At 67.9% G+C, this 15,672-nt stretch carries 13 protein-coding genes; 8 read left to right on the forward strand and 5 right to left on the reverse strand.

Annotation, left to right across the window (positions count from 1 at the left end; translation table 11 throughout):
• Window positions 1–19: 19 nt before the first annotated feature.
• On the reverse strand, window positions 20–1,159 hold the full coding sequence (locus tag VGK20_04180) for a phospholipase (GenBank protein HEY2773234.1): 1,140 nt from the start codon (window positions 1,157–1,159) through the stop codon (window positions 20–22).
• A gap of 376 nt (window positions 1,160–1,535) precedes the next feature.
• Here VGK20_04180 and VGK20_04185 point away from each other — a divergent pair, with 376 nt between their 5' ends.
• The gene (locus VGK20_04185) at window positions 1,536–3,680 is read left to right on the forward strand and encodes a thioredoxin family protein (protein ID HEY2773235.1); all 2,145 of its coding nucleotides are present in this window, start codon (window positions 1,536–1,538) and stop codon (window positions 3,678–3,680) included.
• A gap of 106 nt (window positions 3,681–3,786) precedes the next feature.
• Window positions 3,787–4,755 carry an LLM class F420-dependent oxidoreductase gene (locus VGK20_04190; GenBank protein HEY2773236.1) on the forward strand — a complete coding sequence of 323 codons (969 nt, stop codon included), beginning with the start codon at window positions 3,787–3,789 and terminating at the stop codon, window positions 4,753–4,755.
• A gap of 73 nt (window positions 4,756–4,828) precedes the next feature.
• Here VGK20_04190 and VGK20_04195 read toward each other — a convergent pair whose 3' ends face one another.
• Window positions 4,829–5,695 (reverse strand): amidohydrolase family protein, encoded by an 867-nt coding sequence (locus VGK20_04195; GenBank protein HEY2773237.1) that lies wholly within the window; start codon window positions 5,693–5,695, stop codon window positions 4,829–4,831.
• 229 nt (window positions 5,696–5,924) lie between these two features.
• Here VGK20_04195 and VGK20_04200 point away from each other — a divergent pair, with 229 nt between their 5' ends.
• Window positions 5,925–6,788 (forward strand): class I SAM-dependent methyltransferase, encoded by an 864-nt coding sequence (locus VGK20_04200; protein ID HEY2773238.1) that lies wholly within the window; start codon window positions 5,925–5,927, stop codon window positions 6,786–6,788.
• 16 nt (window positions 6,789–6,804) lie between these two features.
• On the forward strand, window positions 6,805–7,587 hold the full coding sequence (locus VGK20_04205) for an alpha/beta hydrolase (protein ID HEY2773239.1): 783 nt from the start codon (window positions 6,805–6,807) through the stop codon (window positions 7,585–7,587).
• 7 nt (window positions 7,588–7,594) lie between these two features.
• On the opposite strand, the gene thyX is transcribed toward VGK20_04205, so the two are convergent.
• Window positions 7,595–8,521 carry an FAD-dependent thymidylate synthase gene (gene thyX / locus VGK20_04210; GenBank protein ID HEY2773240.1) on the reverse strand — a complete coding sequence of 309 codons (927 nt, stop codon included), beginning with the start codon at window positions 8,519–8,521 and terminating at the stop codon, window positions 7,595–7,597.
• Between the two features lie 245 nt (window positions 8,522–8,766).
• Here thyX and VGK20_04215 point away from each other — a divergent pair, with 245 nt between their 5' ends.
• The 3 genes from VGK20_04215 to VGK20_04225 all read left to right on the forward strand — a co-directional run bounded on the left by VGK20_04215 (window position 8,767) and on the right by VGK20_04225 (window position 12,348).
• Complete coding sequence (locus VGK20_04215) at window positions 8,767–9,159, forward strand: MAPEG family protein (GenBank protein HEY2773241.1); 393 nt, start codon at window positions 8,767–8,769, stop codon at window positions 9,157–9,159.
• A gap of 73 nt (window positions 9,160–9,232) precedes the next feature.
• Window positions 9,233–10,096 (forward strand): formate dehydrogenase accessory sulfurtransferase FdhD, encoded by an 864-nt coding sequence (gene fdhD, locus VGK20_04220; GenBank protein HEY2773242.1) that lies wholly within the window; start codon window positions 9,233–9,235, stop codon window positions 10,094–10,096.
• The gene (locus tag VGK20_04225; GenBank protein HEY2773243.1) at window positions 10,093–12,348 is read left to right on the forward strand and encodes an FdhF/YdeP family oxidoreductase; all 2,256 of its coding nucleotides are present in this window, start codon (window positions 10,093–10,095) and stop codon (window positions 12,346–12,348) included. Before fdhD ends, VGK20_04225 begins: the two co-directional genes overlap by 4 nt.
• An 80-nt stretch (window positions 12,349–12,428) precedes the next feature.
• On the opposite strand, the gene VGK20_04230 is transcribed toward VGK20_04225, so the two are convergent.
• On the reverse strand, window positions 12,429–13,394 hold the full coding sequence (locus VGK20_04230) for an MBL fold metallo-hydrolase (GenBank protein ID HEY2773244.1): 966 nt from the start codon (window positions 13,392–13,394) through the stop codon (window positions 12,429–12,431).
• A complete protein-coding gene (locus VGK20_04235; GenBank protein HEY2773245.1) occupies window positions 13,391–14,227 on the reverse strand; it encodes an SDR family oxidoreductase in 837 nt (278 codons plus the stop codon). The genes VGK20_04230 and VGK20_04235 overlap by 4 nt, the downstream gene beginning before the upstream one ends.
• Before the next feature lie 124 nt (window positions 14,228–14,351).
• On the opposite strand from VGK20_04235, the gene VGK20_04240 reads away from it, so the two are divergent.
• Window positions 14,352–15,671: an MATE family efflux transporter gene (locus VGK20_04240; GenBank protein HEY2773246.1), complete on the forward strand. Its 1,320-nt coding sequence runs from the start codon at window positions 14,352–14,354 to the stop codon at window positions 15,669–15,671.
• Window position 15,672 lies beyond the last annotated feature (1 nt).

The raw sequence follows: 15,672 nt of genomic DNA on the forward strand, positions 1-15,672 counted from the left end.
TCGGCGAACGCGCGAAGGCTCAAGCGCGCTCGCTCCCGAGGCTTTCGCGCGCGCCGGCCTGCGACGGCAGCGCCAGGCGCGGATCGAACCACGTAAGGATGCGGTCGTTCTCTTCGCGCGGATACGTGTGGGAGAGATCCTCGATGATCCTCAGCGTGATGTCGGCGCCGGCGCGGGTCAGCTCGTCGGCCGCCATCTCGGCGGTCTCTACCGGGAACATCCAGTCGAGGCGCCCGTGCACGAGCCAGATGCGGCTGGCCGCCGCACGCGCGAGGTTTCCCCCGACGAGGTTGGCCGGGTGCAGCACTCCCGACACCGGCGCAAGGTGCGTGTACGGCGCATCCTCGGAGAGACCTTCGAGGAGCGTGTACGTTGCGCCGTCGGAAAGACCCGTCAGCAGGATGTGCGAGCGATCGACGTTCCAGCGGCCCGCGATGTAGGCGACCATGTCGCGCAGGTTGCGGGAATCGAGGTCGGGGCCCATCAGCGACCACGTCGGACCCGCCGCCGTCGGCGCGGCGAGAAGAAAACGGCGTCCTCGCGCTTCGCGCAGCCAGGTCCACAGGAAATCGCGGCCGGAGCCCGAGCCGCCGTGCAATGCGACGACGAGGGGCCGAGGCGAGGCGCCGTCGTAGCTCTCCGGAACGTAGAGGCAGAAGCCCCCGCGAACGTCGGCACCGCGCTCTCCGCCGCTGTGATGGAGGCCGACGGTGACGCCTTCGGGCGGCGTGCGTTCGAGCTCGGCGAGCCGGTCGTGCAGCGGCGCCTCGACGAAATAGCGCGACAATGGCGGAAAGCGGTGCAGCGCGTAGAGGTGCTCGAGCGCACGGCAGAACGTCCTCAGGCTCGCGATCACCTTGAGGATCGATTCCCCGCCGCCGCTGGCGGCCAGGAACATCTCGAGGGAGCGGCGCGCCAGCTCGGCACCGTCGGCAAAGCGCGCGTGAAACGCTGCCATCGGTGCCGGCGGCGTAGCAGCGCGATACGCGTCCAGTGTCTTTTCGAGCTCGGCGTGATGCGGCGCCAGCGCCTTGCGGAGCTGGCCGATTTCCGGCGGATGAAGATAGCGCGCCGCTGTCTCCATCGCGCCAAGAACCGTGAGCGTCGCGACACCGACGGCGGCAAGGGCTTCCTGGTAGTCGTCGGGGATCTCGACCATCGACTCCTCGGAGAACCCGGCGTGCGGACGAGTCCGGGATCGATCCTGCGTGCGCCGCCTGCGCGAAATAATTCCGTTGTCGCAAAGACGGCGCGAAACTACTGGCCTGCGCGGGCGTCACCCTAAGCGATGGCCGCGGCCCTTGGAAGGCCCGGCCCCCGAACGCGCACTCGCGGCCGCGCCGGGGCGGTGCTAATCGGAGCCGGGGACTGCGATGCACCAAGCCGCCTGCCAAAGTTCCCCAAAGGAAACGCGGCCTCTGCTATCTGCGGCGCGATGCGTCAGCCTGCGGGCAATTGCAGCTGCAGTCGTCCTCGCCCTGCCCGCCACCTGCGCGATAGCCGAGCCCGTCGTCGGCACCAACATCACTGCCGAATTGCTGAGCGACCAGGAGACGATCCGTCCGGGGCAGCCCTTCACCGTCGGGATCGCACTCAGGCCGGCGGCCGGCTGGCACACGTACTGGCAGAACCCCGGCGACAGCGGGCTCCCGACCCGCGTCGAGTGGAAGCTGCCCGACGGTTTTCGTGCGGGTGAATTGCAGTGGCCCCATCCGGTTCGACTGGGCAATCCGCCGTTCGTGACCTTCGGATACGAAGGCGACTCGCTGCTCTTGACCGACATCCAGACGCCGGACTCGGCCAAAGTCGGCGAAGACATCCAGATCGTCGCAACTGCAAAATGGCTCGCATGTCGTGAAGACGCGTGCGTGCCGGGGAAAGCAGACCTTCCGCTGAAAATCCGCGTCGAAGACGCCCCGGCCGTCCGCGACTCGCGTGTCTGCGATCTTTTCGATGCCGCGCGACAAGGGGTCCCCCGCTCTCTCGACGGCTGGTCCGCAAAGTTCTCCGGCAACGCCGATACGATGCGATTCGAGATCAGCGGCCCGAAAGATTCGCGCCCGTCGACCAATCGCCTCGACCTCTTCCCGCTCGAAGGACGCATCGTCGATGCGTCGGCGCAGGCACGCACGACGACGACCGATGACGGCTTCGTCGTCGAAGTTGCGCGCGACAAGCATGCGACCGGTCTCCCCGATCACCTCGGCCTCGTCGTCGTCGCCGACGGCGGCTGGGATTTCGGCGGCAACGTGCACGCGCTGCGCGTCGATGCGCGCAACGTCGCAGCTGCGGCGCCCGGGAGTGCGGCTGCGGCCGCGCCTGCCGCAGCGCCTGTGCCTGCCGCCGTGCCTGCACCCGGCGCGGCGCCTGCACCCACCCCTGCCACCGAGGCGCGCGGCGGCGAAGCTGCGTCGCCCGCGCCGGCGCGCGTCGCGCAGACCGGCGTCGGCGACATTACGCTGTGGGCCGCCATTTCCCTGGCCTTCCTCGGCGGACTGGTCCTCAACCTGATGCCCTGCGTGTTCCCCGTGCTGTCGCTGAAGATCCTCGGTTTCGTGCACGTCGCACACAGCGAGCCGGCCGCGGTGCGGCGTCACGGCTACGCGTTCTGCGCCGGAGTCGTCGTGTCGTTCTGGGTTCTCGCGGCGCTGCTGCTTTCGCTTCGCGCGGCGGGCGATGCGCTCGGCTGGGGCTTCCAGCTCCAGGAGCCGAGGTTCGTCGCGCTGATGATCGCGCTCTTGTTCATGCTCGCGCTCAATCTTCTCGGCGTCTTCGAGTTCGGCGGGTCGCTGTCGGCGGTTGCCGGACGGATGGATTCCGGATCCGGTTACGTCGGTGCCTTCGCCAGTGGAGCACTGGCGACCGTGCTCGCGACGCCCTGCACTGCACCGTTCATGGGATCGGCGCTCGGATACGCGCTCGTGCAGCCGGCGCCGGCCGCAGTGGCCGTGTTCACGTCGCTCGGCGTCGGCATGGCGTCGCCGTATCTCCTGCTTTCGTGCGTTCCGCGCCTGCTCGCGCGACTTCCGCGGCCGGGCCCGTGGATGGAACGATTGCGCCAGGCGATGGCGTTCCCGCTGCTGGCCACGGTTGCGTGGCTGATCTGGGTGTTCGGCCGCGAAACCGGAAACGATGGCGTGCTGCTGCTTCTGCTGTCGTTGCTCCTTCTCGCGATGGCCGCGTGGATGATTGGGGGCGAAGCGGACGGCCCACATCCTGTTGCAAGGTTCTGTGCTGGGCTGAGCGTCGCCGGATCGGTCGTGCTGACGCTTGCTGCAGCGTCCGCGCCGACGCCCGCAACCGGCTCGACCGCCGTCTCCGAAGGCGCCGTCGTCTGGCAGCCGTGGGATCCCGGTGGCATCGCGCGCCACCGCAGCGAAGGACGCGCGGTATTCGTCGATTTCACAGCCGACTGGTGCCTGTCGTGCAAGGTCAACGAGCGCGTGGCCCTGACCGGCGACGATTTCGCGGGCCAGCTTCGCGCGGCCGGAGCGGTCGCGATGAAAGCGGACTGGACCCGCTCCGATCCGCGCATCACCGAGGCGCTCGCGAGCTTCGGGCGAAGCGGCGTTCCGCTCTACGTCGTCTATCCGCGCGACCCCGCGCGCGATCCCATCGTGCTGCCGCAGGTGCTGACGCCGTCGGTGGTCCACGACGCGCTCGCCAAGGCACTTTCCTGACGGTTGGGGACAGGCAGTATCCCTCTGGTGCCTGACCCCATTCCTCTGGTGCCTGACCCTATTCCTCTGGTGCCTGACCCCATTACATGCCAGCAATGCCGCCTGCGTGAAGGTGTCCGTCGTTCTTCCGTACTGGCTCGACCGTCCTGCGCTCGAGGCCGTCGACATTGCCCGCAGCGCGGCGGCTGCGGGCTTCGAAGAGCTGTGGATCGGCGAGATGATGACGTTCGATGCCTTCGCGCTCGCGGCGGCAATCGTCCGCGAGACTGAGCAGCTTCGCGTCGTCGTCGGTCCCCTGGCAATCGCAGTGAGGACTGCCGCGTCGCTGGCACTCGGAATCACGTCGGTGAGCGAGCTCGGCGGTCGCCGCGCCGACCTCGCGCTTGGCGCTTCCACCCCGGTCGTCGTCCGCGACTGGCACGGCCGCAGCTTCGATGGTGCAGTCGAGCGAATGCGCGAGACGGTCGCCGCGCTGAAGCCCATGCTCGCCGGCGAGAAATCCTCGTTCGACGGCAGGCACGTGCGCACGCGCGGGTTCCGCATGACGGCGCGCGCCGCACACTCGACGATCACCGTCGCCGCGTTCGGCACGAAGATGCTCGATCTTGCCGCCACTGTCGCCGACCGCGTCGTCGTCAACCTCGTGACGACCACCCAGGTGGCGCGCGTCAAGCAGCGGATCGCGGCTGCAGCCGCCGCGGCGGGAAAGCCCGCCCCGCCGCTGGCCGTCTGGCTGCCCGCCGCGATCGCTCCCACGCCGGCGGCGTGGGAGCAGCTCGCACGGCAGCTCGTCGTCTATCTTGCACCGAAAGGCTACGGCGAGATGTTCATCGATGCCGGGTTCGGAAGCATCGTCGAGCAGGCCCGCAGCGGCACCCATCCTCGCGATCTCCTGCGCGCGATGCCGCGCGAGCTCGTCCAGGCGGTCGGCGCGATCGGATCCGGCGATGCGCTGCGCAGCCGGCTTGCCGAGTACGCGCGGGCCGGCGCCGATGAGGCCGGGATCGTTCCGGTGACGGCGCACGACGATGCAGGCCGCACGCTACTTCGCGACCTCGCCGGCGCGAACGCCTGAGCGAATCCGAGGGCGCTACAAAAACCGTAGCGCTACATTTTTTGCAGCATCCGGAAAATCGCCGCGGCAGCGGTCAGAGCTTGAGCACGCGCATCGCGTTCTCGCGCAGGAACTTCGGCCATACGTGGTCGCGGAACGGAACCGACGGCATGTCGCCGAAAATCCGCTCCAGGCTCAGCCCCATCGGGAAATAGCCGGCATACAGGATCTTGTCGGCGCCGCGCGTGTTGGCGAAATCGACGATGTTCTTCGGGTAGTGCTTGGGCGCGAAGGCGCTCGTCGAGTAGTAGAGGTTCGGATACTTGAGCATCAGCTTGACCATCAGGTCCGTCCACGGCTCGCAGCCGTGGCGCGTCACGAAGCGCAGCTCGGGGAAAAACCAGCAAACCTCGTCGATCAGCGCGACGTCCTGGCACATCATCGGCACGCGCGGCCCGGGCACTCCCGCACAGACGAAAATCGGGATGTCGAGGTCGACGCAGGCGGCATAGATCGGGAAGAACTTCTTGTCGTTGATCGGCACCTGGGGAGCGCAGCCGGCCGGGAACGCCGTGGCGGCCTTCACCCCGAACTGCTCCACCGCGCGTCGCAGCTCGCGCACCCCTTCCATGCCGAGGTTCGGGTTGACGGCGAAGCTGGGGATGAATCGCGACGGATGCTCCTTCAGCGCACGTGCCCCGAGAGGGTTGCCGAAGCGCACGCTGATCATCGCCTTTTCGATCCCGTACTTGTCCATCTCGTCGAGCGCGATACCCATGTAGTCCTCCGAGTCGCGCACGGTGGGAATGGCCTTGAACATGTACTCGGCCGGCATCTTGAACAGCTCGCGGCTCTCCTGATCCATCAGCAGCGGCTTCATGAAATCGTACCAGGTGCCACGATCGTCGGTGGGCAGCTCGAGCATGAGGTCGATGACGCCGATTCCGGCAGGCATGGACATGGGAGGACTCCTTCGGGAAGATTGCGACGGGCGGCGCGACCCGGCCGGGCCGGGCGACTTGCCGCATCGGAACGTAGACGACAATCAGCCTTGGCACAAGGCAGGACGGGGCCTCTTACCGAGCAGGAGCGCCTGGCGCTCTCCCGAGCAGGAGCGCGCCTCGCGCTCTTCCCGAGCAGGAGCGCCTGGCACTCTTCGCGAGTAAGAGCGCGCCTGGTGGAGAACGAAAATGACGACCGAGTCGGAGTCCGGCGGCGCCAACGCTGAACAGATCGCGTTCTGGAACGATGTCGGCGGACCGCGCTGGGTACGCGAGCAGGCGCTTCTCGACGAGCAGCTCGATCCGGTGGGACGCCAGGCCATCGACGCGTCCGGTGTGCGCGCGGGCGAAATGGTCATCGACGTCGGCTGCGGCTGCGGCTCGACGAGTCTCGAGCTCGCCCGCCGCGTCGGACCCCGCGGAAAAGTCACCGGCGTCGACATCTCCAGGCCGATGCTCCATCTGGCACGCGAGCGCGCCGCGCGCGAATCGCTCGCGCAGACGGAATTCGTCGCGGCCGACGCCCAGAGCCACCGCTTCCGGCCCGGGTACGACCTCGTGTTCTCGCGATTCGGCGTGATGTTCTTTGACGATCCGGTCGCCGCGTTCACGAACCTGCACGGAACGCTCAAGCCGTCGGGGCGCATGGCGTTCCTGTGCTGGCAGGCCCTGCACCGCAATCCGTGGATGGCGCTGCCGATGATGGCGGCGATGAAGCACGTCACGTTCGACGCGCCGGCCTCGCCCGACGCGCCGGGTCCTTTCGCGCTGGCCGATGCTGCGCGGGTGCAGTCGATCCTGGAGCGCGCCGGATTCCGCGACATCGCCACTGGCGGCCTCGACGCCGAACTTTCGATCGGCGGGCGTCTCGAGCTCGACGAAACGGTGCGCTTCGTGCTCGAGCTGGGGCCTCTCGCAAGGGCACTGGCCCAGCAGTCGGCCGACGTGCGCGCTGCGGTGGCACGCGAGGTGCGGCTTTCGCTCGAACCGTTCCAGGGCCCCGACGGCGTGAAGATGGCCGGCGCGATGTGGATCGTGACGGCCGGGGCCTGATCGCGTTTACCGACGGATGTTGGCATCGCTGCAGAGAAGGTTCCTGTACTTTCCGATCCGCCGGTCCATCGCGAGCCCCGACGACTACGGCCTCGAGTACGAAGACGTCTCGCTGAAGACCCGCGACGGCGTCACGCTGCACGCGTGGTGGCTGCCGGTAAGTCCCCCGGCCCGTGCCACGGCGAGAACGGCGCTGTTCCTTCACGGCAACGCGGGCAACGTGTCGTTCTGGCTGCCGGTCGCCCGGCCTTTCCACGAGCTCGGATGGAACACGCTGATCGTCGACTATCGCGGTTACGGCCGAAGCGGCGGGCGTCCGAGCGAAGAAGGGACGTATCTCGACGCCGACAGCGCGTGGTGCTGGCTAAAGGAAAATCGCGGCGTCGATCCCTCCCGCATCGTCGTCGTCGGTCGCTCGCTCGGCGGAGGCGTCGCGACGTGGCTCGCGCTCGAGCGTCCGGTCGGCGCCCTGGTGCTCGAGTCTACGTTCACGTCGATTGCCGACGTCGTTGCTTCGGTGCTCCGGGTTCCCGGCATCCGCAGCGTCGTGCGGCTCGGCTATCCGAGCCTCGCCCGCATGGGCCGCATCGACGTTCCGCTGCTGGTTTTTCACGGTCGTGGCGACGACCTGATCCCGATCGCGCAGGGTCGCGCGCTGCACGCTGCAGCGGCGGGGCCGAAACGCTTCGTCGAGCTGACCGGCGGCCACAACGACGCCTACGATCTCGATTCGAAAACGTACGCTGCGGCGCTGAAAGAATTCGCAGCCGGACTGGACGCGCCGCCGCGGAGCCGATGACGGCTGCTCAATCTCTCCAGGGAATTGCGAGACCGAGATCGGTGAGCTTGGCTTCGCACTCGGCCCGCTCGCGGTTCGCCTTGAGGCCTTTTTCGCCGCGCTCGAGCCATCCGAACTTTTTCGCCTGCTCGAGTGCCGCGCTGCGATCGCCGGACGAGGCCGCGCGAATCACCATCTGTTCCAGCCGCGTCAGCGCCACCGAGTGGAACTGGTAGTCCTTGAACGCTTCCCACGCGACGGGGCACCATTTGGCGACGACCTGCTCGCCGATCACGGCGGCGTAGTCGCGGATCTCCTGCTGTGCGTGCGCGTCCATGCGAAGGCGAAGGAAGTGCAGCAGGTTGTGCAGGTCCACTTTCCAGTACGCCTCGGTGTACGTGGAAAGAGGCAGGTCCTTGCGCGCCTGCTCGCGCGCTACCCCGAGGTCGAGGCGCTCCTGGTAGACCTGGCGCGCAAAATCCTGCAGCTCGGCCTCGCGCGCGCTCAGCATGGTTCCCTGGACGGAATCGAGGCTGCCGGTACTGCCCTGGCGATTGTCGGACGACTGGGCGCGCCACTGGTCGTCGCGCGTGCGCTGCGCAGCGTCGATCGCGATCGAGTAGCGCGTGCTGTACTCGTTGACCGACGAAGTCCTGTGCCGGATCCACTGGCGCCAGCAGTCCATCGGCACGCGCACGTGCATCTTGATCTCGCACATCTCGAACGGCGTCGTGTGCCAGTGCCGCATCAGATAGCGCACCAGCCCTCGATCCTCGAGCAGCTTGCGGGTGCCGCGCCCGTAGGAGACTCGCGCTGCCTGCACGATCGACTCGTCGCTTCCCATGTAATCGACGACGCGCACGAACCCGTCGTCGAGCACCTTCAGGGGAACCCCGAGAATCGCGTCCAGCTCCTCTACGACCGGGCGCCCGATGCGACCGCCGTCCTCGCTCATTTCTCGATCACCTGTTCGCGCACCTCTTCGCGTATTTCCTGGCGCATTTTTTGGCGCACCTCTTGGCCGAAAGTCGGCGGAGCCTAGCTCCGAATCCGGCTTCCCGAAAGCGGCGGGCTGCACAACTCGTGAAGCTCGCGGGCGGTCCCTCGGGACGCGGCGCTTGACGAAGCCCGGCCGCGCGTGCTCTGTGCGTCGAGGATGGCAGAGGGGCGCTGCCGGAAAGGACCAAAAGGAGGCCTGCCATGACCGTCGACCTGTGGATGCTCGTCTACACTTCCCTGCTCTGCCTGCTGATTCCCAGCGTCAGCGTCGTCGGGCTGAACGGGGTTCCCGGCGGCATGCAGTGGGGATTCGGCAACCGCGATACGCCCCTGGCGGTGCCGGAGTGGGTTGCCCGCACGCGCCGCGCCCATGCGAATCTCGTCGAAAACCTCGCGCCGTTCGCCGTGCTCGTGCTCGTTGCGCACGTTTCGGGCAAGGCCAACGCGACCACTGCGCTCGGAGCGCAGATCTTCTTCGTCGCCCGCGTAGCGCACGCGGGGATCTACATCGTCGGCATCCCGTATCTGCGCACCCTGGCGTTTGCCGCCTCGATCGTCGGAGAGGTGATGATTCTCGGGCGCATATTCGGCTGACGGCGCGAGCGCGAAAATGCCCGGCTGCCGCGCAATTTCTGCTACCGTTGCGCGTCGAAGAGCCGTCGAAGCGATGAAGGCAGGAATGATCGATCCCGCGATCCCTCAACCGGAGGGCGACGACGTTTCCACGCGCAGCGCGCTGCGGCGCGCGATCGCACCGGGGCGGTCCCTGTCGTCGAGCGACGTCGTCGCGCGCGAGGAGCCGCTGGAGATCCAGCTCGGCCCTGCCTCCCTTGCCGTCGTCATGAGGACGCCCGGCCACGACGAAGAGCTGGTGCGCGGCTTTGCGATCACCGAACGAATCGTCGCCTCCGCTTCGCAGATCCTGTCGGTCCGCCACTGCTCGACCGCCCGGTCGGCCGAGGCCGAAGACAACGTGGTGCGCATCCTGGTCGCAGCGGAAGTCGAGGTCGACCTGGCTGCGCTGCGTCGCAACCTGTACGCGAGCAGCAGCTGCGGGATCTGCGGCAAGGCGACGATCGAGAACGCGCTCGCCACCGCGCCGCCCCTCGCCGATGACGCTTTCGCCCTCGATGCGGCGACGATCCGCGCGTTTCCCGCAAAGCTCGCATCGATGCAGGAGGGTTTTCGTGCGACCGGCGGGCTACACGCCGCCGGCCTTTTCGACCGCAGCGGCAACCTGCTGGTGGTGCGCGAGGACATCGGCCGCCACAACGCCGTCGACAAGGTCGTCGGCTGGGCGGCCGCGCACGGTCTTCTTCCGTTGTCGCGCCACGCGCTGATGGTGTCGGGCCGCATTTCCTTCGAGATCGTGCAGAAGGCGCTGGCCGCGCGCGTCCCTGTCGTTGCCGCGGTTTCGGCTCCGTCGTCGCTGGCAATCGAACTGGCCGAGGCTTCCGGCATTGCGCTCGTCGGGTTCCTGCGCGGCCAGACGATGAACGTCTACGCGAACCAGGCGCGAGTGCTGGCATGAGCGACGATTCGGGCCGCGCCGCGGCCGGACTCGGAGCCGTGCTTCGTACGCTCGCGCGCACGACGAGCGCGACGGGGGCGCTTCGCACGGCCAGGCTGCTCGCTCGCATCAATCAGGACGGCGGCTTCGATTGCCCCGGCTGCGCGTGGCCGGAGCCGGGCGACCGCTCCTTCGCCGAGTTCTGCGAGAACGGAGCAAAAGCGGTCGCACACGAAGCGGGAGCGGGAAGCGTCGACGCGGAGTTCTTCGCTTCGCACACGGTCACCGGGCTTCGCAGCCACGAGGACCGCTGGCTCGAGGCGCAGGGCCGCCTCGTCGAGCCCGTGTGGATGGCGCCGGGAAGCGACCGCTACGTCGCGATTTCCTGGGAAGATGCGCTCGCGAGGATCGGCGGCAAGCTACGCAGCCTCGCGTCGCCGGACGAAGCGGTCTTCTACACGTCCGGGCGCACGAGCAACGAGGCGGCGTTCCTTTACCAGCTCTTCGCGCGGGCGCTCGGCACCAACAATCTTCCAGACTGCTCGAACATGTGCCACGAATCCAGCGGCACCGGGCTCGGAGAAGTGCTCGGCGTCGGCAAGGGAACCGTCAGCCTCGACGACTTCGACGAAGCCGACGCGATCTTCATCCTCGGACAGAATCCCGGCACCAATCACCCGCGCATGCTGACGACGCTGCAGCGTGCGAAGGAACGTGGCGCCAAGATCGTCAGCATCAACCCGCTTCGCGAGCTCGGTCTCGTGCGCTTCTCGAATCCGCAGCGGCCGCTGGATCTTCTCGGGCGCAGCACCGAGTTGACGGACCTGTACCTGCAGGTGCGCATCGGCGGCGACATCGCGCTGCTCAAGGGGATCATCAAGCACGTGTTCGAGGCCGAGGATGCAGCGCCGGGCACGGTGCTCGACCATGCATTCCTCGACGCGCACACCAGCGGCCTCGAAGCGCTTCGCGAGCACGTCGCAGCGGCCTCGTGGGAAGAGCTCGAGGCCGAAAGCGGCATCCGCCGCGCGGAAATGAAGCAGGCCGCTGCCATCTACATCCATGCCGGTAGCGTCATCGCGTGCTGGGCAATGGGACTGACCCAGCACCGCCACGGTGTCGCGAACGTGCGCGAGATCACGAACCTGCTTCTGCTGCGCGGAAACATCGGCCGGCCCGGCGCCGGCGTTTGTCCCGTGCGAGGACACAGCAATGTGCAGGGCGACCGCACGATGGGCATCTGGCCGTACCCGATGCCCGAGTTCCTCGATCGCCTCGATGCGGAGTTCGGCATTGCGTCGCCACGACAGCAGGGCCTCGACACCGTTGCCGCGCTCGGTGCCATGCGCGAAGGCCGGGTCAAGGTTTTTTTCGCGATGGGTGGGAACTTCGCAGCTGCTGCGCCCGATTCCGCACGCGCCGCCGAAGCTCTCGGCCTCTGCGAAATGACGGTGCACGTGTCGACGCGGCTCAACCGTTCCCACGTCGTTCCCGGCGCCGAGTCGATCATCCTGCCCGCGCTCGGGCGCACCGATCGCGACGTGCAGGACGGCAAGCGGCAGTTCGTCACCGTCGAAGACTCGATGAGCATGGTGCACCGCTCCGAAGGCACGCTGGCGCCGGCCTCCCTGCAGCAACGAAGTGAAGTGGCGATCGTGGCCGGTCTCGCGCGCGCGACGCTCGGCCCGAAGAGCGCGGTAGCGTGGGAAGAGATGGCTGCCGATTACGACCGCATCCGTGACTCGATCGAACACGTCATCGCCGGCTTCGACGATTTCAACCACAGGGTTCGCCGGCCGGGCGGCTTCCGGTTGCCGAATACGGCCAGGGACCGGCGCTTCGCGACCGGAGACGGCCGCGCGCACCTGACGGTCAACGCCCTCGCCGGGATCCGCCTCGGCGACGGCGAATTCCTGCTGATGACGATCCGCAGCCACGACCAGTTCAACACGACGGTTTACGGGCTCGACGACGTGTACCGCGGCATCACCGGAGAGCGCGATGTCGTGTTCATGAACCGCGAAGACATCGAGGCTGCGGGCCTGGCGGCCGGAGACCGCATCGACGTCGTCAGCGTTTTTGGCGGCATCGAGCGGCGCATCCGCCGTTTCCGGGTCGCCCGGCACGAAATCCCGCGGCGCTGCCTCGCTGCGTATTTCCCGGAAGCCAATCCGCTGGTCGCGCTCGAGGATTTCGCGCAGGGGAGCCGCACCCCGGCGTACAAGTCGATTCGCGTAACGGTCGAGAAGAGTGCGGCGGACGCCGCGGACTGAGCTCCCTTCGATGGGGCGCGTGGATGTAGCCGTTCGCCGCTCGCGCCTTGCCGCCCTTCGGGGTCGCGGCAACAGCGTGATCAGCGCGCGTTGCGGCGGCGCGACTCGAAAAGGTCGGCCAGCGTCGCCATCTCGCGCAGCACTTCGAAAGCATCGAAGCGTGCGTCCCACGGCTCGCCGCGAAGCTCGCGGTAAGCGCGGCGTACGTTGAAGATCACGCGCTCGGGCTCGTTCCACCCGGCGAAAGGGCCAAGGTCGATGCGGGTTGCCGCATCCACCTCGCTCGCGCCGGCATCGAAGAAGCGACGCGATTCGGCCTCGACGTACTGGAAATAGCGCTTGAGCTCGCGCACGCCGTCGGTGTCGGTCACCGGTCCATGGCCCGGCACGACGATCGCAGGCGCCAGCGCAATGACGCGGTCGAGCGCGGCATACCACTGCGCGTACGTGCCTTCCCATCCGACCGGCGTGCAGCGGTTCCACAGCACGTCGCCGCCGAAGAGAATCGAGCGCTCGGGAAGATGCACGACGATGTCGCCGGGAGTGTGCGCCGGCCCAACGTAGATCAGCTCGGCGCGCAGTCCGTCCAGGTCCAGCGTCAGCGTGTCATCGAAAAGCGTGGTCGGTGGCGTGAGCCGGATGCCGCGAAAATCGTAATCCGCCAGCGCCTTCGTGAACCGCTCCAGCCCGTCCGGGCTCTCGTGCATTTCGCAGAGCTGGCGCAGCTGTTCGGGAGAAACGTCGCTCAGCATCGCCTCGGCGCAGAGGCGATGGCCGATCAGCTCGGCGCCGGTGCAGAGCTGGTTGCCCCAGCAGTGGTCGCCGTTGTGGTGCGTGTTGACGACGCGCCCCGGCGGCGACGGATGAACGCTCGCGTACAGATCGAGCATCGCGCGCGTGCGCGGCAGGTCCCACAGCGTGTCGACGACGAGGCCGCCGCCGCGTGCGACCAGGCCCGAATTACTCCAGCCGAAGCCGCGATCCGGCTGCAGGCAAGCGTAGACATCGGCGTCGAGGGCGACGAGCTCCATCGGGGCGCTGCTCAACTCTCCCTCCCGAACGCTTCGTCGAACATGGCCTGGTTGCGCCCGTACACCTGCTGTCCGCCGGCGACGAAGAAGACTTCGCCGGTGATCCACGATGCTGCCGGCGAGGCGAGGAACGTGACGGCGTAGGCCACTTCTTCCGGGCGGCCGAAGCGCGGGATCGGAATGCCCTCGCAGAGCTTCATGATCTCGGGATGGTAGGTGTTCTCGAACGCTTCGGTGCGGACCGGGCCGGGAGCGACGCAGTTGATGCGCACGTTCGGCCCCCATTCGAATGCCAGCGTACGCGACAGCTCTAGAACGCCCGCACGCGCTGCGCTCGTGTGGGCGATGCCGGGAAAACCGCGACCGACGACGGCGATCACGTTGACGATCGAGCCGCCGCCTGCCTCGAGCATCGGAACCCCGAACACCTGCGTCATGTTCCAGGTGCCGGTGAGGTTCGTGTCGATGACGGCGTTCCAGCCTTTCGGTTTGTAGTCGCGTGCCGGCTGCGCGAACTGGCCGCCGGCGTTGTTGACGAGGATGTCGATGCGACCGAACAGCCCGCTCGCGCGCACGGCCAGCGCTTCGACCGTCTCGCGACTGCGGATGTCGACGTGCGCGGTCTCGACGCGCCGCGACGTTGCCGCGCGAATTTCTGTCGCCACGTCGTCGAGGCGCTCGACGTTGCGCGCGGCCAGCAGCAGGTCGGCACCGGCATCGGCAAGGTTGCGCGCGATTGCACGACCGATTCCTCCGGCTGCGCCGGTGACGAGCGCGGTCTTTCCGGCGAGCAGATCGGGCGCAAACACACGTGTGGGAAGCGGCGGAGCCGGAACCAGAGCTGGCATCGAACCCCCGAAGACAACGCGAACGCCGCAGGTGTAGCGGGGGCCCGGCACCGACGAAAGGCCGCGCATACCGATCGTCCGGTTGGCGGTCCCCTTCCTGCGTCGCCTGGACGATGCTGGCCGGATGTCCTCCGCGCACCACCGGCCCGTGTACCCGCTCGCGCGCCGCCTGGGCCGCCTTGCTGCGCCGGTCGCGCTGGCCCGACTCGGGATCATGGGCATGGGCATCACCGACACCGTCGTCGTCGGGCAGCTCGCGCCCGATCAGCTTCCGCTGCTGGCGCTCGGCTGGGCGCCGACGGGGGTATTGCTGGTCACGGGTATCGGTCTGCTGCTGGGCGTGCAGGTGCTGGTCGCGCGCGCGATCGGCGAAGGAAGGCCGGACGATGCAGGTGCGGTGTGGAGACGAGGGCTGGTGCTCGCGGCGGCGGCCGGCATCGTCGGCGCCGCGTTGCTCGCCGTGCTGGTCGAGCCGCTGCTCGATGCGGTCGGCATCGATCCCGCCCTTGCGACTGCCAGCGCCGCCGTTTCGCGTATTCTCGGTCTCAGCCTCGGGCTGCACCTTGCGTACGTCTGCTGCGCGTTCTTCGTCGAAGCCGTGCAGAGGCCGGTCGCCGGCACCGTCGTGATCTGGACCGCCAACGTCGTGAACCTCGCGCTGAACCTGCTGCTGGTCCCGCGGCTCGGTGCGTGCGGATCGGCGTGGGCGACGGTAGGCGGCAGGCTGTTTCTCTTTGTTTCGCTCGCCGCGTGGATCGTCTTCTCGACTGCGGGACGTTCGCACTCCGTCACGCGGCGTGCACCAAACGCTCCGAGCTATCGCGCGCTGCTGCGAGTCGGTGCAGCGGCGGCCGTCAGCCAGCTCGCCGAGGCAGGCGCGTTCTCGTCGCTGACGATCATCGCCGGCCGCATCGGCGCCCAGTCCATCGCGGCTTACCAGTTGCTGCTCAACATGCTCGCGCTCGTGTTCATGTTCTCGCTTGGAGTGTCCGCGGCTACCGCCGTGCTGGTTGCCGAAGCGTGGGGCGCGAGGAATCTCGACGAGACCGGTCGCATCGGCTGGACCGGCCTTGCGCTCAACAGCAGCGTCATGCTCGTCGCTGCTGCGGTGCTGCTGCTGGCGAGCCGTCCGATATCCTCGGCGATGACTTCCGATCCGGCGCTCGCGTTGCTGCTTGCGTCGCTCATGCCGATGGCTGCGCTGGTGCTCGTGCCTGACGGGGGCCAGGTGGTCGTCGCCGCAGCGCTGCGGGCCCGCGGCGACAACTGGCTGCCGACGGCGAGCCACGTTCTCGCCTACGTCATCGTGATGCCGCCGCTTGCGTGGTGGCTCGGCGAGCACGCGGGCCGCGCTGTCGCGGGGCTCGTCGAGGCCATCGTCATCGCGAGCTTTCTATCGGTCGGCGTCCTGATGGCAAGGCTGCGTCATCTCGGCCGCCACTGAG

It is taken from the genome of Candidatus Binatia bacterium (assembly GCA_036493895.1).
GTDB lineage: Bacteria > Desulfobacterota > Binatia > UBA1149 > CAITLU01 > DATNBU01.

Excerpts from the sequence above, each read along its gene's own strand:
- VGK20_04180 (HEY2773234.1), bottom strand. The coding sequence starts at position 1,159 with ATGGTCGAGATCCCCGACGACTACCAGGAAGCCCTTGCCGCCGTCGGT.
- VGK20_04195 (HEY2773237.1), bottom strand. The coding sequence starts at position 5,695 with ATGTCCATGCCTGCCGGAATCGGCGTCATCGACCTCATGCTCGAGCTG.
- VGK20_04200 (HEY2773238.1), top strand. The coding sequence starts at position 5,925 with ATGACGACCGAGTCGGAGTCCGGCGGCGCCAACGCTGAACAGATCGCG.
- VGK20_04205 (HEY2773239.1), top strand. The coding sequence starts at position 6,805 with ATGTTGGCATCGCTGCAGAGAAGGTTCCTGTACTTTCCGATCCGCCGG.
- thyX (HEY2773240.1), bottom strand. The coding sequence starts at position 8,521 with ATGAGCGAGGACGGCGGTCGCATCGGGCGCCCGGTCGTAGAGGAGCTG.
- VGK20_04215 (HEY2773241.1), top strand. The coding sequence starts at position 8,767 with ATGACCGTCGACCTGTGGATGCTCGTCTACACTTCCCTGCTCTGCCTG.
- fdhD (HEY2773242.1), top strand. The coding sequence starts at position 9,233 with ATGAAGGCAGGAATGATCGATCCCGCGATCCCTCAACCGGAGGGCGAC.
- VGK20_04225 (HEY2773243.1), top strand. The coding sequence starts at position 10,093 with ATGAGCGACGATTCGGGCCGCGCCGCGGCCGGACTCGGAGCCGTGCTT.
- VGK20_04235 (HEY2773245.1), bottom strand. The coding sequence starts at position 14,227 with ATGCCAGCTCTGGTTCCGGCTCCGCCGCTTCCCACACGTGTGTTTGCG.
- VGK20_04240 (HEY2773246.1), top strand. The coding sequence starts at position 14,352 with ATGTCCTCCGCGCACCACCGGCCCGTGTACCCGCTCGCGCGCCGCCTG.